At 54.5% G+C, this 17545-nt stretch carries 18 protein-coding genes; 3 read left to right on the top strand and 15 right to left on the bottom strand.

Going from position 1 to position 17545, the window contains the following annotated elements; genetic code table 11:
* Positions 1-28: 28 nt before the first annotated feature.
* Complete coding sequence (locus ACPXSQ_RS20470; RefSeq protein ID WP_014594800.1) at positions 29-724, bottom strand: pirin family protein; 696 nt, start codon at positions 722-724, stop codon at positions 29-31.
* Between the two features lie 363 nt (positions 725-1087).
* Between ACPXSQ_RS20470 and ACPXSQ_RS20465 the strand changes: the two genes are divergently transcribed.
* On the top strand, positions 1088-1582 hold the full coding sequence (locus ACPXSQ_RS20465; RefSeq protein WP_210453370.1) for a GNAT family N-acetyltransferase: 495 nt from the start codon (positions 1088-1090) through the stop codon (positions 1580-1582).
* Positions 1583-1615: 33 nt separating this feature from the next.
* Here the strand turns inward: ACPXSQ_RS20465 and ggt are convergent, their stop codons facing one another.
* Positions 1616-3367, bottom strand: coding sequence for a gamma-glutamyltransferase (gene ggt, locus ACPXSQ_RS20460; RefSeq protein ID WP_014604834.1), 1752 nt, complete (start codon positions 3365-3367; stop codon positions 1616-1618).
* A 203-nt stretch (positions 3368-3570) separates the two neighbouring features.
* Here ggt and ACPXSQ_RS20455 point away from each other — a divergent pair, with 203 nt between their 5' ends.
* Entirely contained in the window at positions 3571-3858 is a 288-nt protein-coding gene (locus tag ACPXSQ_RS20455; RefSeq protein WP_014604833.1) for a DUF2756 domain-containing protein, read from the top strand.
* On the opposite strand, the gene ugpQ is transcribed toward ACPXSQ_RS20455, so the two are convergent.
* From ugpQ to ACPXSQ_RS20405, 10 genes are all read right to left on the bottom strand, one after another.
* On the bottom strand, positions 3855-4598 hold the full coding sequence (gene ugpQ / locus ACPXSQ_RS20450; RefSeq protein ID WP_014594802.1) for a glycerophosphodiester phosphodiesterase: 744 nt from the start codon (positions 4596-4598) through the stop codon (positions 3855-3857). The two genes, ACPXSQ_RS20455 and ugpQ, sit on opposite strands and share 4 nt — an antisense overlap.
* Positions 4595-5668 carry a sn-glycerol-3-phosphate import ATP-binding protein UgpC gene (locus ACPXSQ_RS20445; protein ID WP_105087918.1) on the bottom strand — a complete coding sequence of 358 codons (1074 nt, stop codon included), beginning with the start codon at positions 5666-5668 and terminating at the stop codon, positions 4595-4597. The genes ugpQ and ACPXSQ_RS20445 overlap by 4 nt, the downstream gene beginning before the upstream one ends.
* 2 nt (positions 5669-5670) lie before the next feature.
* Positions 5671-6516: a sn-glycerol-3-phosphate ABC transporter permease UgpE gene (gene ugpE, locus ACPXSQ_RS20440; RefSeq protein WP_013027550.1), complete on the bottom strand. Its 846-nt coding sequence runs from the start codon at positions 6514-6516 to the stop codon at positions 5671-5673.
* On the bottom strand, positions 6513-7400 hold the full coding sequence (ugpA, locus tag ACPXSQ_RS20435; RefSeq protein ID WP_112900593.1) for a sn-glycerol-3-phosphate ABC transporter permease UgpA: 888 nt from the start codon (positions 7398-7400) through the stop codon (positions 6513-6515). Before ugpA ends, ugpE begins: the two co-directional genes overlap by 4 nt.
* A 55-nt stretch (positions 7401-7455) precedes the next feature.
* Positions 7456-8772: a sn-glycerol-3-phosphate ABC transporter substrate-binding protein UgpB gene (gene ugpB / locus ACPXSQ_RS20430; RefSeq protein ID WP_013027552.1), complete on the bottom strand. Its 1317-nt coding sequence runs from the start codon at positions 8770-8772 to the stop codon at positions 7456-7458.
* Between the two features lie 274 nt (positions 8773-9046).
* Positions 9047-9754, bottom strand: a complete 708-nt coding sequence (gene livF / locus ACPXSQ_RS20425; protein ID WP_013027553.1) for a high-affinity branched-chain amino acid ABC transporter ATP-binding protein LivF — start codon at positions 9752-9754, stop codon at positions 9047-9049.
* Position 9755: 1 nt separating this feature from the next.
* A complete protein-coding gene (gene livG / locus ACPXSQ_RS20420) occupies positions 9756-10523 on the bottom strand; it encodes a high-affinity branched-chain amino acid ABC transporter ATP-binding protein LivG (RefSeq protein ID WP_013027554.1) in 768 nt (255 codons plus the stop codon).
* Positions 10520-11791: a high-affinity branched-chain amino acid ABC transporter permease LivM gene (locus tag ACPXSQ_RS20415; RefSeq protein ID WP_013027555.1), complete on the bottom strand. Its 1272-nt coding sequence runs from the start codon at positions 11789-11791 to the stop codon at positions 10520-10522. Before ACPXSQ_RS20415 ends, livG begins: the two co-directional genes overlap by 4 nt.
* Positions 11788-12714 carry a high-affinity branched-chain amino acid ABC transporter permease LivH gene (gene livH, locus ACPXSQ_RS20410; RefSeq protein ID WP_014594805.1) on the bottom strand — a complete coding sequence of 309 codons (927 nt, stop codon included), beginning with the start codon at positions 12712-12714 and terminating at the stop codon, positions 11788-11790. The genes ACPXSQ_RS20415 and livH overlap by 4 nt, the downstream gene beginning before the upstream one ends.
* A 137-nt stretch (positions 12715-12851) precedes the next feature.
* Positions 12852-13976: a branched-chain amino acid ABC transporter substrate-binding protein gene (locus tag ACPXSQ_RS20405; protein WP_013027557.1), complete on the bottom strand. Its 1125-nt coding sequence runs from the start codon at positions 13974-13976 to the stop codon at positions 12852-12854.
* A 403-nt stretch (positions 13977-14379) separates the two neighbouring features.
* Here ACPXSQ_RS20405 and panM point away from each other — a divergent pair, with 403 nt between their 5' ends.
* Entirely contained in the window at positions 14380-14766 is a 387-nt protein-coding gene (gene panM / locus ACPXSQ_RS20400) for an aspartate 1-decarboxylase autocleavage activator PanM (RefSeq protein ID WP_014604831.1), read from the top strand.
* Between the two features lie 45 nt (positions 14767-14811).
* Here the strand turns inward: panM and rpoH are convergent, their stop codons facing one another.
* The 3 genes from rpoH to ftsE all read right to left on the bottom strand — a co-directional run bounded on the left by rpoH (position 14812) and on the right by ftsE (position 17541).
* Positions 14812-15669, bottom strand: a complete 858-nt coding sequence (rpoH, locus tag ACPXSQ_RS20395; protein ID WP_013027559.1) for an RNA polymerase sigma factor RpoH — start codon at positions 15667-15669, stop codon at positions 14812-14814.
* Between the two features lie 230 nt (positions 15670-15899).
* Positions 15900-16883 (bottom strand): permease-like cell division protein FtsX, encoded by a 984-nt coding sequence (gene ftsX / locus ACPXSQ_RS20390; protein ID WP_022622526.1) that lies wholly within the window; start codon positions 16881-16883, stop codon positions 15900-15902.
* Entirely contained in the window at positions 16873-17541 is a 669-nt protein-coding gene (gene ftsE, locus ACPXSQ_RS20385) for a cell division ATP-binding protein FtsE (protein WP_013027561.1), read from the bottom strand. Before ftsE ends, ftsX begins: the two co-directional genes overlap by 11 nt.
* Positions 17542-17545: the final 4 nt, after the last annotated feature.

The following is a 17545-nucleotide window of genomic DNA, read 5'->3' as shown; positions in this document are numbered from 1 at the left end:
GGGGCGAGATATGCCCGCCCCAACAGGCTTATACCGGCGGCAGATCAAACAGCAGGACTTCCGCGGCGCTGTCTGCTTCGAGCACCAGGCTGCTTTCGTCCCAGATGGCAAAAGCATCGCTGTTTGTCGCTGGCTGACCGTTTACCTTGACCTGGCCCTTCACCACCTGGATCCAGATACGGCGGCCCGCGTCGGGTACCACGCTGTCGCTGTCGCCCGCCGCAAATACCCAGCGCGACAACGTCATGTCCTGCCAGACTTTGAGCGATCCGTCACGGGCATCAGGCGTCAGAATATACTGGCGTCCCTGTACGTCGGGAAAACGGCGCTGAGCGTAGCGCGGCTCTATCCCTGTGCTTTCTGGAATAATCCAGATTTGGTAGAGGTGCAGGGGTTCGGTTTGGCTGGCGTTATATTCTGAATGACGCACGCCCGTACCGGCACTCATAATCTGGAATTCGCCTGCCGGTATCTGTTCTTTATTCCCCATGCTGTCCTGATGTTCAACGGTACCTGACAGCACATAGGTCAGAATTTCCATGTCTTTATGGGGATGCGTACCAAAGCCCTGACCCGGATCGATCACGTCTTCGTTAATGACGCGTAACGCCGAAAAGCCCATAAAATTGGCATCGTAATAGTTGGCAAAGGAAAAGGTATGCCAGCTGTCCAGCCAGCCGTGATTCGCGTGACCGCGTTCTTCAGCTTTACGTAAATAGATCATGTTCAAATCTCCTCACTGTTTTTTATAGTGTGGTATCCGGCGTAAAAGATTGATAGCTGAAAAACTTCACCTCTCTGTTCAAAAATTATGAACATTAAATGACGGGTTGTTGAAAGGGGCTGAAGGAGGCCTGGCGGGAAGAGGTAGCAAAAAAAAAGCCAGCACCCGGCTGGCTAAATAATACTGGAAGCAATGTGAGCAATGTCGTGCGTTCTACCGTGTCGATGACACGCGAGAAAGCATGACAATAATAATCATTATCATTCGCATCTGTAAAGTCTTTTTGCACATTCTTTTATTGACGTCATGCGTAAATACCTTGAAGTTGAAAGGGTTATCACCCTGCCAACAAGGATAAGCGCTATGAACACGGTAACCATTCGTCATGCTATCCCTTCTGACGCATCCGCATTAACGCGTCTTTACAGCCAGCCCGAAACGCAGGCGGCTACCCTGCACCTGCCTTATCCTTCCCCCTCGCTGTGGGAGCAGAAACTCACTAGCCCGCGCGCGGGCGTTTATATGCTCGTTGCCTGTCTCGGTGAGCAGGTCGTTGGGCAACTTACGCTTGAGGGAATGACGGCCGCACGGCGACGGCATTGTGCCAGCCTGGGGATGGGCGTCGATCCGGCGTTTCATCGTCGCGGGATTGGCAGCGCCCTGATGGCCGCGATGATCGATCTCTGCGACAACTGGCTACAGGTTACGCGCATTGAACTCACGGTGTTTGCCGACAATGACAACGCGATAGCGCTGTATCACAAGTTCGGCTTCCGAATTGAAGGCACCGCGCAAGGCTTCGCCATGCGTGAGGGTGCCTTGATCGATACACATTATATGGCGAGGCTGAAAACATAAGATTACGGGCAGCCAAAGGGCTGCCCGTTTTCATCAGTAACCTGCGCTCAGGTCATCTACGGTGCGCGGATCGGACGCGCCATACAGCGTACCGTCAGGCCCAATCATAATACTTTGGGTACTGCCCATCGACGGCAACACTTTCACATGCTGGCCTTTGGCCTCCAGTAACCGCAAGGTATCCGGACTGAATCCCTTTTCAACACGCAGCTGATCGGGCAGCCATTGATGATGGAAGCGCGGCGCGTTGGTCGCCTCTGCCACGTTCATCCCGTAATCAATACTGTTCACCACCATCTGCAATACCGTGGTGATAATGCGGCTGCCGCCCGGGCTACCCGTTACCAGCCATGTTTTCCCGTCTTTCACCACGATAGTCGGTGACATCGAAGACAGCGGACGCTTCCCGGCCTGCACGGCATTGGCTTCGCCGCCGACTAACCCGTAAACATTCGGCGTGCCCGGCTTGGCAGAGAAATCATCCATCTGGTTATTCATCAGAATGCCGCTGTTACCGGCGACGATACCGCTGCCGAAGTAGGTGTTAAGCGTGTAGGTGACAGCGACCGCATTGCCACTTTTGTCCACCACGGAGAAGTGAGTAGTTTGATTACTTTCGTAAGGGGCCAGTTTACCCGGCTTGATCTCGCTGGACGGGCGGGCTTTGGCAATATCAATCTGCTGCGCCAGTGACTTCGCATAGGCTTTGCTGGTCAGCGCCTGCCAGGGCACCTTGACGAAATCCGGATCGCCCAGATATTCGGAACGGTCCGCGTAAGCATACTTCTCCGCTTCCGCCATGACCTGCATCGCGTCCGCGCTGCCGAAGCCCATTTTGCCCAAATCAAAATTTTCCAGGATATTCAGGATCTGCACGATATGAATGCCGCCCGATGAAGGCGGTGGCATGGAAAACACCTCATAACCACGATAGGTGCCGCTGACGGGCTTACGTTCAACCGCATGATAGGCTGCTAAATCGGCTTTATTAATTAACCCGCCATGCTGGGCCATTTCGGCAGCGATTTGATCGGCAATTTTTCCTTTATAGAAGGCATCCGGGCCTTGCTGCGCAATCAGTTGTAAGCTGTGGGCCAGATTTTTTTGCACCAGACGGTCGCCCTTCTGCCACGGCGTGCCATCGGGCTTATAGAAAATGGCTTTGCTATTGGGATGCGTGATCAGCACTTCCTTACCGTAGGTTTTCAGGTCATCCGCCAGCGCATCGTTGACGACAAAACCGTCACGCGCCAGTTTAATAGCAGGCGCCAGCAGCTTGCTGAGCGGCAGCGTGCCATATTTATTGACGGCTAAAGCAAAACCCGCCACGGTGCCGGGCGTACCTGAGGCCAGGTGCGAAGTGAGGGAAAGCTTGCTATCGGCATTTCCCTGCTTATCCAGGAACATATCGCGTGAAGCCGCCGCCGGGGCCATTTCACGGAAATCGATGGCCGTGGTCTGTCCTGATGCCGTGCGCAGCAGCATAAAGCCCCCACCGCCCAGGTTGCCCGCCTGCGGATGCGTGACCGCCAGCGCAAAGCCCACCGCAACGGCGGCATCCACCGCGTTACCGCCCTGGCGCAGGATATCAACGCCGACCTGGGTTGCCAGCGCATCCACTGAGGCCACCATACCGTTATGCGCCTTAACCGGATGAAACGTATCGCTGTCGATACCATAAGAGACGGGCGGTGCCTGAACCGGCGCGGCACCCGCCCCGGTCACAACAGTAAAACTCATCAATAATGACCAGCCCAGCTGGCGCAGTTTGCCTTGCATCATCATGTTGTTTCCACTCTCCACTTTTATTTACATTTCTTTATTCTTTATGTAACTGACTACAAACACAGTCGAATATCAAGAATTAACGCAAATTCAGTGCACTCCTGGAGCAGGAATCTGAACCCGTGCATAGAATGACGATAACGACCTCGTGACCCGATTTGGGCACGCACACACAGCACCCGGTCGTTTACTGGAGGATAAAAATGAAAAAGTGGCTTATGGTTTTTGCCGCCCTGCTGCCGTTAAGCGGCATGGCGAACATGCTGAATAACACCAACAATCCTAATCAACCCGGCTATAACCCTAGCCAGCAGCGCATGCAAACGCAGATGCTCAACCAGTCGCAGCAACAACAGAACAAACTGCAACAGGATCAGCAGCGTCAGAATCAGGATTTACAGCGTAAACTGCAGGAACAACGAGACAGTGCCCAGCAGCGAGTGATTAAATCGCAGCCGGGCCAGCAGCAGAATCAACAGAGTCAGTATTAGCGGAAATCGGGGCCGATGATGTCGATGCTGTCCGTACAGATGGCATCAACGCCCCATTTCAACAGCGTTCTGGCCCGGTCAGGGCTGTTTACGGTATAAACCAGAATATGCAGATCGGCCTCTTTCAGTTCTGCCACCCGCGCCTCGGTTAACACCTTATGATTGAGATGAATGGAGGTGCAGTCGAGCGCGCGGGTTTTCGCTTTCCACGCGGTGTCCCAGCTATGGGATAACAGCCCACGCGGTAGCTGAGGTTCAGCCTGCATCGCGGCTTCCAGCGCCTCAAAGGAAAATGATGACAGCAATGGCAGCGTTTGTCCCTGCCACAGCGCGGCGGCTGCCTGGGCAATGGCGCGCCCGGTTTCTGCATCCGTTCCTGTTGTAGGTTTAATTTCGATATTGGCCATCATGCCATGCTGGCGACAGCGCGCGGCGACCTCATCCAGCCGGGCCAGCTTTTCCCCCTGAAACACATCGCTAAACCAGCCGCCCGCATCCAGCTGTGACAGCTTGTCCCAGGGCAGTTCACCCGCTACGCCCCAGCCGTTGCTGGTACGATCTAACGTATCGTCATGCAGCAGGAAAATATGCGCATCGGCCGACAGTTTGGCGTCGAATTCAATCATCAGGTGACCATATCTGGCGCCCGTATCAATTGCCGCAAGTGTATTTTCCGGTGCCAGCTTTCCTCCACCCCGATGGGCGACGATGGGCGGATAAGGCCACTGTTTTTTGCTCATTCCAGACGTTTCCCGTGCGTTGAATCGAAGAAATGTAGCGACCCCACGGGCAGATGCAGCCATAAGGTACTGCCTGCTTCAGGGCGCTCGCTGTGGGGCAAGCGTACCACTAAACGTGCCTCACCGATGCGGCCATGCGCCAGATTATCCGCCCCGAGCATTTCCAGGGTTTCCACCCGGAACGGAATTCCGCCCTGCGCCTGGCTGCTGATCTGAATATGTTCTGGTCGTACGCCAAGGACGACGGGACGGTTGGCCCACTTTGCTTTTCCCTCGCCAATGGCTATCCCGTGGGAGGCATCAATCGTAAAGCGCGTCCCCTCCTGGCTGATATTGCCATGGATCAGATTCATGGCTGGTGAGCCCATAAAAGACGCGACAAACTGGCTGGCGGGCCGTTCATAGACCTCTACCGGCGTGCCGATCTGCTCCAGTATGCCTTTGTTCATGACCATGACGCGCTGTGCCAGCGTCATCGCCTCGACCTGATCGTGCGTCACGTACAGGCTGGTGGTTTGCAGACGACGGTGCAGCTGCTGAAGCTCCAGGCGCATCTGGACACGCAGGCGGGCATCCAGATTAGAGAGGGGCTCATCAAACAGAAACACGGCAGGTTCACGCACGATAGCGCGGCCCATGGCCACTCGCTGGCGCTGCCCACCCGATAACTCACGCGGACGGCGCGTCAACAGGTGATCCAGCTCCAGGCTCCGTGCGGCTTCCAGCACACGTTGACGAACATGTTCTTTACCCATGCCGCGGATTTTCAGGCCGTAAGCCATGTTCTCTTCGACGGACATATGAGGATAGAGCGCATAGTTTTGGAACACCATGGCAATGCCGCGGTCTTTTGGCTCTTCGTGAGTGACACGTTTATCGGCAATATAGATATCGCCAGAGGTCACCCGCTCCAGTCCGGCGACCATACGCAACAACGTCGATTTGCCACAGCCCGAAGGGCCCACCATCACCATAAACTCACCGTCGTTGATCGTGACGTTGAGCGGTTGGATGATCTGATTTTTACCGTCGTAAGACTTGGTCACCGCCTGAAGGGTTACGCCTGCCATCTTTATTTCTCGCTCTCAACCAGACCACGCACAAAGGCGCGCTGCATAACAAATACCACCACCACCGGTGGAATCAGGGTTAACAACATTGCCGCCATCACTTCGTTCCACTGGGTCGGCGAACCGCTGGTGGAGATCATGCTTTTAATGCCGGCCACGGCAGTGCCCAGGTTGGCGTTATCAATGATTAACAGCGGCCAGAGATACTGGTTCCAGCCATAGATAAAGGTGATCACGAACAGCGCCGCCAGGTTAGTTTTCGACAGCGGCAGCACGATGTCCCAGAAAAAACGCATCGCGCTGGCCCCGTCAATGCGCGCCGCTTCGATTAACTCATCCGGTAGCGACATAAAGAACTGCCGAAACAGAAAAGTGGCGGTAGCTGAGGCCATCAGGGGCAGGGTCAGCCCGCTGTAGCTGTCCAGCAGATTAAGATCGGCGATAACCTGCACCGTCGGGAAAATGCGCACCTCAACCGGCAGCATCAGGGTAATAAAGATCATCCAAAAGAACAGCGAACGCAGTGGAAAGCGGAACCACACCAGCGCAAAGGCCGACAGAATCGACACCAGGATTTTGCCAATCGTAATACCCAGCGCCATGATGACGCTGTTCATCAGCATCACGCTAAAGGCCGGACCGTTGCCGTTAACCCCGCGCGTCCAGATGTTCGAAATGTTTTCCCACAGGTGCGTGCCGGGAATCAGCGTCATCGGGACGTTATACACGGCGTCGTTATCCAGCGTAGCCGCCACAAAGGCGACATAGAGCGGAAACAGAATGGTCAGGATGCCCAGTACCAGCACCACATGGCTGAATATGTCCAGCCCGCGACGGTTTTCAATCATTGGTATTGCACCTTACGCTCAACAAAACGGAACTGAATGACCGTCAGGCCAATCACCAGCAGCATTAACACCACGGACTGCGCGGCTGAAGAGGAGAGATCGAGGCCGGTGAAGCCTTCCCGGTAAATTTTATAGATAAGCGTGGTCGTTGCCTGAACCGGACCACCGCCTGTCGCGGCATCAATCACCGGGAAGGTATCGAAGAAGGCATAGATCAGATTGACCACCAGCAGAAAGAAGCTTACCGGCGTGATCAACGGGAGCGAAATCGAGAAGAAGCGGCGCGCCGGCCCCGCGCCATCAATGGCGGCGGCTTCGACCAGCGACTTCGGTATTGACTGTAATGCCGCAAAAAAGAACAGGAAGTTGTAGCTCATCTGTTGCCACACCGAGGCCAGCACCACCAGAAACATAGCCTGACCGCTGTTTTGGGCAAAGTTCCAGTTATAGCCCATGTGGTTAAGCAGATAGCTGAGTAAACCCAGGCCGGGGCTGAACAGAAACATCCATAATACCGCGGCAATAACCGGCGCCACGGCGTAGGGCAACAGCAGCAGCATCTGATACAGCTTGCGCAGCCGCACGACATAGTCCACCAGTGCCGCCAGGAGCAAAGACGATACCATGCCAAAAAACGCCACCATCCCGCTGAACTTGATCGTGGTCCAGAAGGTATCCAGATAGAGGCTATCGGAAAACAGCCGTTTGAAGTTATCCAGCCCGACAAAGGTGCTGGAGATACCGAAGGGATCCAGGTTTTGCAGGGAATACCACAGCGCTTCACCCGCTGGCCAGACAAAGAAAATAGCGGTGATCAGGAGCTGCGGGAGCACCAGCAAATAGGGTAACAGGCGATTGCGAAACACCGGGCGAGATGGAGACATAACGTTCTCTGACTTTGGGGAAAAAAGGCCAGCCGGAGCTGGCCTGCACACCGGATTACTTGTTCTGTTGCTCGAAACGACGCAGCAGTTCGTTACCGCGTTTCACTGCGTTATCCAGTGCCGCCTGCGGTGACTGCTTGCCGGTCCAGACGCCTTCCAGCTCTTCATCCAGAATGGTACGGATCTGAGGCATATTCCCCAGACGCATGCCTTTGGTGTAAGGCAATGGTGGCTTGTTCATCATCTGGCGAATGGCGATATCCGCGCCTGGATTTTTATCGTAGAAGCCTTCTTTCTTCGTCAGCTCATATGCCGCAGTGGTAATCGGCAGGTAGCCGGTTTTCTGATGCCATTCCGCCGCAATTTTTGGCTCGGTGAGGAATTTCATGAATTCCGCTGCACCTTTGTAGGTGTTAGCATCTTTGCCCTTCATCACCCACAGGCTGGCACCGCCGATAATCGCGTTCTGTGGCGCATTCGGGATATCCGCATCGTAAGGCATCATGCCTACGCCGTAGTTAAATTTGGCATAATGACGGATGTCGGCCAGCGAGCCGGACGAGGCCGTCGTCATACCACAATCCCCGTTGTAGAACTTGGCGGTCGATTCATCTTTACGACCAAAATAGGTGAAGTCACCTTTCTTGTTCATATCTTCCAGTAGCTGGATATGACGAACCTGTGCCGGCTTGTTGAACTCCAGCACGGCATCAGTGCCATCGAAACCATTGTTCTTGGTCGCCACCGGCAGACCGTTCCAGGCACTGAAGTTTTCAATCTGGATCCATCCCTGCCAGCCGCTGGCATAGCCGCAGCTCATGCCTGACTTACGCAGCGCGTCGGCATCCTTTGCCAGTTCCTGCCAGGTTTTTGGCGGCTGGTCCGGATTCAGGCCCGCTTTTTTAAACGCGTCTTTGTTGTAGTACAGCACGGGCGTAGAGCTGTTAAAGGGTTGAGAGATCAGCTGGCCTTGTGCGTTGCTGTAGTAACCGGCGACCGCAGGCACAAACTGCTTCTCATCCATTGGGATGCCAGCATCTTTAAACACCTGGTACACCGGCACGATGGCTTTGGAGGCCATCATGGTTGCCGTACCCACTTCATAAACCTGTAACAGCGCAGGGGCTTTTCCTGTGCGGACCGCAGCGATACCTGCCGCCAGACTCTGTTCGTAGTTCCCTTTATACACCGGGACGATCTTGTAGTCGGGGTGCTCCTGGTTAAAACGTTGTGCCAGTGAGTCAACTTCTTTGCCTAACTCGCCTTCCATTGAGTGCCAGAAAGGGATCTCAGTTACGGCCAGTGCATTACCACTGATCGCCAGACCGAGCAGTGCGCTCATCAGGCTACGACGAAAAGTAACAACGGACATAGAATTTTCCTGTTCAGGTAGGTACGCGCGTTATCACGCATTTTTTGCTCGCGAAGTAACATGACACGCGGAAATGACGGAAAAATAACAGTCAGATGACGGAAAAATGACGGCAGAATGTCAGAAGATGACAGGGATAAGCGGGATTAATGCATGATGACGACAAGCGAGTGCAGAAGAATGCAGCTAAGGCAGCGCTGAGAAACAGCGCCCACACCTGTACGAGGAGGGGCGCTGCCGGATCCTGGCCTGACAGGAACGTCAGGCCAGAAAGCTAGGCGCCCAGATACGCGCTGCGCACGGCCTCGTTAGAAAGCAATGCCTCACCGCTGTCCTCCAGCACCACGTGACCGTTTTCCAGTACGTAGCCCCTGTCGGCCAGTTTCAGTGCCTGGTTCGCGTTTTGCTCGACCAGGAAAATCGTCATGCCTTCGCTGCGTAACTGCTCAATCGTATCGAATATTTGCTGAATAATAATCGGCGCCAGGCCCAGAGAAGGCTCATCGAGTAACAACAGGCGCGGCTGGCTCATCAGTGCCCGGCCGATAGCCAGCATCTGCTGTTCGCCACCGGACATCGTGCCTGCCCGCTGAATTTTACGCTCAGCCAGACGCGGGAACAGCTGGTAAACACGTTCGATGCGCTGCAGATACTGCTGACGACTGGCAAAAAAACCGCCCATCGCCAGATTCTCTTCCACGGTCATACGTGAAAATACGCGACGGCCTTCAGGCACGATGGCAATGGCTTCACGCATAATGCGCGCCGTTTGCCAGTCGGTAATGGCTTTGCCATCAAAAGTAATGGTGCCGCTGGTGGCACGCGGTTCGCCGCACAGCGTACCCAGCAGCGTGGTTTTACCGGCACCGTTGGCACCAATCAGCGTGACGATCTCACCCTGATCGATATGCAGGCTTACGCCATGCAGGGCCTGAATTTTGCCGTAATGCGCACTGACGTTATCAATGGTTAACATGGCCATATTACGCCTCTCCTAAATAGGCACGGATCACGTCCGGATTGTTACGAATCTCTTCCGGCGTGCCGTTAGCCAGCGGCGTTCCCTGATTAACCACATAGATACGATCGGAAATGCCCATGACCAGTTTCATGTCGTGCTCAATCAATAAAACGGAAACCTTATGTTCGCCACGTAACTCGGCAATCAATTCATCAAGCTCGTGCGTTTCTTTGGGGTTAAGCCCGGCGGCCGGTTCATCCAGCATTAAAATCTCCGGACGCGTCACCATGCAGCGGGCGATCTCCAGGCGGCGCTGCTGACCGTAGGCCAGATTACCGGCCTGGCGGTTGGCCATGTCCAGCAACCCGACGCGTTCGAGCCAGGTGGCGGCACGATCCAGCGCCTCGCCTTCACTGCGGCGAAAGGCGGGCGTTTTAATCAGGCCGGAAAAGACCCCGCTTTTCAGATGTTGATGCTGCGCGACCAGCAGGTTTTCTATCACCGTCATTTCGCGGAACAGGCGCACATGCTGAAAGGTACGGACAATCCCCATGCGCGCGATCTTCTGCCCGGATAAACCGGCCAGATTCTTGTCACGCAAGGTAATGCTGCCGCCTGTTGGCTTGTAGAAACCTGTCAGGCAGTTGAACACGGTGGTTTTGCCTGCTCCGTTCGGACCGATAAGCGACACGATTTCCTGTGGACGCAGTTCCAGTTTGACGTTGTTTACGGCTAACAGACCGCCGAAGCGCATCATCAGGCCTTCAACGGCTAATAAAGGCTGACTCATGCCTGCTCTCCTTGTTTACCCTGCCTGAGTTTCAGGTGTGGACGCTTCATCGGCAATAAACCCTGCGGCCGCCAGATCATCATCAGCACCATCAACCCACCGAGGACCAGCATGCTGTACTCATTGAGGTCGCGCATCAGTTCACGCGACACCACCAGCAGAATGGCGGCCAGAATCACCGCAAACTGCGATCCCATTCCGCCCAGAACCACGATGGCCAGCACAAACGCGGATTCAACGAAGGTAAAGGATTCGGGACTGACAAATCCCTGGCGGGCGGCAAACAGCGTACCGGCAAACCCCGCAAAAGCCGCACTGATAGTAAAGGCAGTCAGCTTGATACGGGTCGGGCTTAAGCCCAGCGAGCGACAGGCAATCTCATCTTCACGCAGTGCTTCCCAGGCCCGTCCAAGCGGCATACGCAGCAGACGGTTAATCACAAACAGCGTCAACACCACTAACAGTAACGCCACCAGATACAGGAAAATCACCCTGTCGCTGGGATCGTACTTCATGCCAAAGACCTCGTGAAACGTGCCCCATCCCCCTTCACTGACGCGGCGGCCGAACTCCAGGCCGAAGAAAGTGGGTTTAGGAATCTGGGCAATACCGTTCGGTCCCCCTGTAATCGCGGTATTGTTAAGCAGCAGAATACGGACGATTTCGCCGAAGCCCAGCGTCACGATAGCCAGATAATCGCCGCGCAGCCGCAATACCGGGAACCCCAGCAGCAGGCCAAAGGCCGCGGCCACTAATCCGGCCAGCGGCAGGCTCTGCCAGAAACCGAAACCATAGTAATGATTGAGCAAAGCAAAGGTATAGGCACCGATGGCATAGAAGCCGCCATAGCCCAGAACCAGCAGCCCCGATAGCCCAACCACCACGTTCAGCCCCAGGCCCAGCATGATGTAGATGAGCGTCAGCGTCGCAATATCAACGCTGCCGCGCGATACCAGAAAAGGCCAGATAACGGCAGCAGCGATCATTAACGCCATGACAAGTTTTTGCTTCGGCGTGGAACCATCAAACCCAGGCAGCACCAGACCGCCACTGCTGCGCTTCAGCTTGCCCTGAAGCAGCGGACGCAGCAGCTGGAACAGAAACACCACCGCACAACCGATAAATATCCAGTTCCAGCGCACGCTACCGGCATTGACCACCTGTAGCTTCGTACCATTCAGATCGAGGCGCATTCCCATAAAGAACGCGGCCAGAACCAGCAACATGACCGTAGAGATCAGCGCATTGACCAGACCAAGGCGTTTCATACTTTCTCTACCTCCGGACGGCCCAGAATGCCGGTCGGCATCACCAGCAGCACCACGATCAGTAAGGCAAACGACACCACATCTTTATATTCCGTGGAGAGATAAGCCGAGGTCAGGGCTTCAGCAATGCCCAGCACCAGACCGCCAATCATCGCGCCCGGAATACTGCCAATGCCGCCCAGCACCGCTGCGGTAAAGGCTTTCATGCCCGCCATGAAGCCGATAAAGGGGTTGATGGAGCCATAAAACTGGCCTAACAGCACGCCGGCCACCGCCGCCATCGCGGCACCAATCACGAAGGTCAGCGAAATGACGCGATCCGTATTAATGCCCAGCAGGCTGGCCATCTTCAGGTCTTCAGCACAGGCTCGGCAGGCGCGGCCCATGCGGGAATAGCGAATAAACAGGGTCAGTGCCAGCATGGTCAGGAACGTCACCACCCAGATCACCAGCTGCATCGTCGACAGCGTGGCCGCGAAACCATTGCTTTCTCCCAGCGTCCACTGGCCGGTAATTAAGCTCGGCAACGCAAGATCGCGCGAGCCCTGGGTGAGGCTGACGTAGTTTTGCAGGAAGATGGACATTCCGATGGCGGAGATCAGCGCAATCAGGCGCTTGGAAGAGCGAACCGGCCGGTAAGCCACGCGCTCAATGCTCCAGCCATAGGCGCTGGAAATAATCACTGCCATCACAAAGCCGGCGGCGATCATGAGCCATGAGGTATCAATGCCCATCATCATCAGGGCAGCAATCACCATAAAAGAGACATAGCTGCCGATCATATAGACCTCGCCGTGGGCGAAGTTGATCATGCCGATAATGCCGTAAACCATGGTGTAGCCAATGGCGATCAGCGCGTATGTGCTCCCGAGGGTGACCCCGTTGAACATCTGCTGAATGAAATAGAGAAACTGCTCGGACATAATGAGGACCTACTCAGAAACCAGAAAACCCCTCTCCTGCCAGCAGGAGAGGGTTAGCAAGGCGAAAGCATTGCCCCACAGGGCGCATCGCTTTGGCCTGCTTCCCCGAGCAAAGGCTGCAGGGAAGCGTCATGACCTTATTTAACCGCGGTGGATGAACCGTCTTTGTGCCATTTGAAGACACCAAACTCGAAGCCTTTCAGATCGCCTTTCTGATCCCAGCTCAGGTCACCCATCACTGTCGGCACAGGCGCGCCGGTTTTCAGGTTCTTCGCAATCGCATCTGGCTCATCGCTCTTACTGCGTTCAATACCAGTTACCAGAGACTGAATCGCCGCGTAGGTTGTCCAGACAAAGGGGCCGGTTGGATCTTTGCGGTTAGACGCGGTATTCGCTTTAATGGCTTCAACAATCGCCTTGTTCTGCGGCAGCTGGTCGTAACGTTTTGGTAAGGTTACATACAGCCCTTCAGAAGCGTCGCCTGCGATGTTAGACAGCGAGGCGTTACCCACACCTTCTGGTCCCATAAAGCCGGCTTTCAGGCCTGCCGCTTTCGCCTGGCGCAGAATCTGGCCCAGCTCCGGGTAGTAACCACCGTAGTACACGAAATCCACGTTCTCTTTCTTCAGACGCGCAACCAGCGTAGAGAAATCTTTATCGCCCGCGGTGATACCTTCGAACATCACCACGTTGCCGCCTTTGGCCTTAAGGGTTTTTTGTACGGATTCCGCGAGGCCTTGGCCGTACTGCTGTTTGTCATGCACCACAGCGATACGTTTAGGTTTGATCACATCCAGAATGTAGTTCGCCGCCGTTGGGCCCTGGTCAGAATCCAGACCGGTGGTGCGCATCACATCTGCATAGCCACGTGCCGTGAGTTCAGGTGCCGTGGCCGCGGGGGTAATCATCAGCACGCCTTCGTCGTTGTAGATATCTGAAGCGGGCTGAGTTGAGGAGGAGCACAGGTGGCCGATAACATACTTAATGCCGTCGTTGATCACCTTGTTCGCCACCGCAACCGCTTGTTTTGGGTCGCAGGCGTCGTCATATTCCACACCGACCAGTTTGTCGCCGTTCACGCCGCCTTTGGCATTAATATCTTTAATCGCCTGTGCAGCGCCGGTAAATTCCATATCACCGTATTGCGCGACTGGGCCAGTAGCGGCGCCTACGATAGCTATTTTAATCTCTTTCGCCATTGCCGCATGGCTCATCGCCAATGCAACGCATCCAGCCAGTAACGCGCGACCTGTCATTTTCATGCGAACTACCCCATCAGTTGTGTCGTGTTTGTTGTGAGTGGTTTTATTTTCTGCCAGATAAAGTGGAAAACTGATTTAACAATAATGAGTTAGCACGCTTTTCTGGCTTTTATTAATAATAAGGCTTTATATTTCAGTCTATTAAACAGGAAGTTTATTCTGTAAAGCAACTGACATATTCATGATTCGCAGCCAAAAGCAGCATAATCCTCTGGAGCCAATGCGTGGCTTTTACTCACCAGGCCAGCGCGTTATGCTGCCTTTAAAAGCGGATATCATGTTTATAGCTATTATCCTGGCACTCTGTCGCTGTTTTGACCTGTTTTATTGCCTAAAATGTGCCAGGGTTCCGGTAACGGGAATTGACTACACTAACGACTTTTTACACGCACAGGTGTTTATTATGAAGCTCACCATTTTGCGTCTCACCTCGTTGACGCTACAGGACCGGATAGATCTGGGGAAAATCTGGCCTGAGATCGATATAGAAAAGCTGGAGACAGCGTTGAATGAAAGCCATCGTCTTTATGCGGCGCGCTTCAACGATCGTCTACTGGCTGCATTACAACTTGAAATTTCAGGTATTCACGGCAAAGTGCATCATTTGGCTGTAAGAGATGTTACCCGGCGACGTGGCGTAGGACAGTATTTGCTGGAAGAGACGATGAAGCAGAATCCATCGTTAAACGACTGGTGGATTGCCGATGACGGCAGTGACGATCAACGTATTCGGGCGGCGTTTATGCAGGCCTGTGGTTTTCGCGCCCAGGTTGACGGCTGGGTAAAATAAAAAAACAGACAATAAAAAAGGGCGACCTGAAGTCGCCCTGTCTCGTCAGGCTTCGATAGCCATTCGGAGTTTCTTCATCGCGTTCTTTTCAAGCTGTCGGACGCGCTCTGCGGAAACGCCATAACGATCGGCCAGTTCCTGCAGGGTAGTTTTGTTGTCCTCATCCAGCCAGCGGGCGCGAATGATATGCTGGCTGCGCTCGTCCAAGCCTTCCATTGCGTACGTCAGCTTGTCGGCTGCATGTGACTCCCAGTTATCCTCTTCGATACCGTCGGCAAAATCAGAGGTTTTATCCTGGAGATACAGCACCGGCGCCATGGATTTACCTTCACCGCTTTCGTCATCAGCGGACATATCGAAGGTCATATCCTGAGCGGCCATGCGCGATTCCATTTCCCGCACATCTTTGCTGCTCACGCCCAACTCGCGCGCGACCATTTCTACTTCGTCCTGATTAAACCAGCCCAGGCGCTGCTTGGTTTTACGCAGGTTAAAGAACAGCTTGCGCTGTGCCTTCGTGGTCGCCACTTTCACGATACGCCAGTTACGCAGCACATATTCGTGAATTTCCGCTTTAATCCAGTGTACGGCAAAGGATACCAGACGGACGCCAACTTCAGGATTAAAGCGACGAACGGCTTTCATCAAGCCGATGTTACCTTCCTGAATCAGGTCAGCCTGAGGCAGGCCGTAACCTGAGTAGTTACGAGCGATATGAACAACAAAGCGTAGGTGAGACAGGATCAGCGTCTTAGCCGCATCCAGATCGCCCTGGTAATGCAGCCGTTCAGCCAACGCCTTTTCCTCTTCTGCCGACAGCATCGGCCAGGTGTTGGCAGCCCGAACGTAAGATTCCAGGTTGCCCAGAGGAGCAATAGCTAAAGTTTGCATTTCTTTGGTCATTCAAACCCTCACAAAATCAGTGGAATTGCCGCATCTTTCCTTAAGCGCACGTCACATTATGTCAACGTCGCAGGAAAACCAAAAGCAATCTGTGCTACTTGGAAAACAAAGTTATCCACAAGTTCAATTTTAGCAGTGAATATTTTACACACAGATGACAGCGGGGCAATATCCTCTGCACCCATTGTCGGCAGCAGAGGATGATTATAACAAAAAAATGTTGCAGAGGTTTACTGCGGCGTAAATCGGCGTAAATGTTGTACCGTAGCCAGCCAGGCCGCAACCCATCCAATAATCGCCGCGATCAGCAGCAGCAACAGTGCCTCATCCCAGGAGAACCCTTCCAGCGAGAAGGTCGTGCCAAACACCGAGGCAACATGCGCCACCACGGACTGCAAACGCAGGACCAGCACTTCGGAAAGAAGCAGCGATAACACGGCACCAGAGAAACCTAACAACGCACCGCCATACAGGAACGGACGCAGAATAAACCCGTCGGTCGCCCCGATCAACTTCTGCACGTTGATGGTATCGCGCCGGGCAAAAATGCTCAGCCTGACGCTGTTGCCAATCACCAGGAACACCGCCACGATCATTAAGATACCGATCATGGAGGCAATCTGCCCCACCAGCCCGGTCAGCGCCGCAAGACGAGCAAACCAGCTGTCATCCATGCGCACTTCGTCAACGCCCTGCACTTTCGCCACCCTGTCGCGCAAAGTTTGTAGCGTGTCGGAATTCTGGAAGGTCAGTTTAGGCGTAATGATGACCACGGCCGGGAGAGGATTCTGCTCCAGCATATCCATCGCGCCGCCAAAGCCTGACCAGTTACGGAATTCGTTCAGGGCTTCTTCACGCGTCAGGTAGTTAACGTGGTCCACGCCATCGACCTGCTTCAGCTGAGTCGTCACGTTTTCGGCGGCGGCATCATCCAGCGTTTTGGAGAGATAGACCGTCAGCTGCGGCGCGGGATACCACTGAGTGGCGGCCTGGCTAACGTTTTTCCACACCATGTAACACACGCTGGGCAACGTCAGAGAGATCGCGATAACCATCACCGTCAGCAACGTCGCTAACGGCTGACGCCACATGTCAGACAACGTACCGCGCAGCGCATAGCGCCACTGCTCCTGCCAGCCGCCGCGTAACGCTTTGCTTTTCGACGGTTGCTTCGCCTTCGGCGCGGGCGCGCGTTTGTTGCGTTTATTGACCATCGTGGCCTCCGTGCAGGCGTCCTTTATTTAGCGTCATCACCCGATAATTTCGGCGACCGATTAGCCCCACATCGTGTGTCGCCATCAGGACCGTCACCCCAACGCGGTTAAACTCTTCAAACAGGCGCAGGATGTCTTCAGACAGCGCCTCATCCAGGTTACCGGTTGGTTCATCAGCCAACAGCACCGCCGGTTTATTCACCACCGCGCGTGCAATACCCACGCGCTGCTGTTCACCACCGGAAAGTTGAATAGGATAACTTTTCGCTTTGTCGAGCAGGCCCACTTTATCTAGCGCGGCTGAAACACGCCGCCGGATATCTTCCCCGCTGGCACCGGAGATGATCAGCGGAATGGCCACGTTGTCATAGACAGAACGATCCATCAGCAGGTGGTGATCCTGAAAGATCATACCAATCTGACGGCGCAGAAACGGCACCTCGCTGTTACGCAGGCGTGAAATGTCATGCCCGCTAAACCAGATTTGTCCGGCGCTGGGACGCTCAATGCCACAAATCAGCTTCAGCAAGGTACTTTTCCCTGCGCCAGAATGGCCGGTCAGAAACGCCATTTCACCGGGACGTAGATGAAAATCTACGCCCTGCAGCGCCTGACGTCCGCCGAGATATGCCTTACTGACCTCTTCAAAGCGAATCATCCTA

It is taken from the genome of Pantoea sp. EEL5, assembly GCF_049892805.1.
GTDB classification, from domain to species: Bacteria; Pseudomonadota; Gammaproteobacteria; order Enterobacterales; family Enterobacteriaceae; genus Pantoea; species Pantoea ananatis.
Note: the sequence above shows the minus strand (reverse complement) of the source record. Positions and strands in the feature narration are given on the sequence as shown.

Coding starts and splice junctions, on each gene's coding strand:
- ACPXSQ_RS20470 (WP_014594800.1), bottom strand. CDS start 724: ATGATCTATTTACGTAAAGCTGAAGAACGCGGTCACGCGAATCACGGC.
- ACPXSQ_RS20465 (WP_210453370.1), top strand. CDS start 1,088: ATGAACACGGTAACCATTCGTCATGCTATCCCTTCTGACGCATCCGCA.
- ggt (WP_014604834.1), bottom strand. CDS start 3,367: ATGATGATGCAAGGCAAACTGCGCCAGCTGGGCTGGTCATTATTGATG.
- ACPXSQ_RS20455 (WP_014604833.1), top strand. CDS start 3,571: ATGAAAAAGTGGCTTATGGTTTTTGCCGCCCTGCTGCCGTTAAGCGGC.
- ugpQ (WP_014594802.1), bottom strand. CDS start 4,598: ATGAGCAAAAAACAGTGGCCTTATCCGCCCATCGTCGCCCATCGGGGT.
- ACPXSQ_RS20445 (WP_105087918.1), bottom strand. CDS start 5,668: ATGGCAGGCGTAACCCTTCAGGCGGTGACCAAGTCTTACGACGGTAAA.
- ugpE (WP_013027550.1), bottom strand. CDS start 6,516: ATGATTGAAAACCGTCGCGGGCTGGACATATTCAGCCATGTGGTGCTG.
- ugpA (WP_112900593.1), bottom strand. CDS start 7,400: ATGTCTCCATCTCGCCCGGTGTTTCGCAATCGCCTGTTACCCTATTTG.
- ugpB (WP_013027552.1), bottom strand. CDS start 8,772: ATGTCCGTTGTTACTTTTCGTCGTAGCCTGATGAGCGCACTGCTCGGT.
- livF (WP_013027553.1), bottom strand. CDS start 9,754: ATGGCCATGTTAACCATTGATAACGTCAGTGCGCATTACGGCAAAATT.
- livG (WP_013027554.1), bottom strand. CDS start 10,523: ATGAGTCAGCCTTTATTAGCCGTTGAAGGCCTGATGATGCGCTTCGGC.
- ACPXSQ_RS20415 (WP_013027555.1), bottom strand. CDS start 11,791: ATGAAACGCCTTGGTCTGGTCAATGCGCTGATCTCTACGGTCATGTTG.
- livH (WP_014594805.1), bottom strand. CDS start 12,714: ATGTCCGAGCAGTTTCTCTATTTCATTCAGCAGATGTTCAACGGGGTC.
- ACPXSQ_RS20405 (WP_013027557.1), bottom strand. CDS start 13,976: ATGAAAATGACAGGTCGCGCGTTACTGGCTGGATGCGTTGCATTGGCG.
- panM (WP_014604831.1), top strand. CDS start 14,380: ATGAAGCTCACCATTTTGCGTCTCACCTCGTTGACGCTACAGGACCGG.
- rpoH (WP_013027559.1), bottom strand. CDS start 15,669: ATGACCAAAGAAATGCAAACTTTAGCTATTGCTCCTCTGGGCAACCTG.
- ftsX (WP_022622526.1), bottom strand. CDS start 16,883: ATGGTCAATAAACGCAACAAACGCGCGCCCGCGCCGAAGGCGAAGCAA.
- ftsE (WP_013027561.1), bottom strand. CDS start 17,541: ATGATTCGCTTTGAAGAGGTCAGTAAGGCATATCTCGGCGGACGTCAG.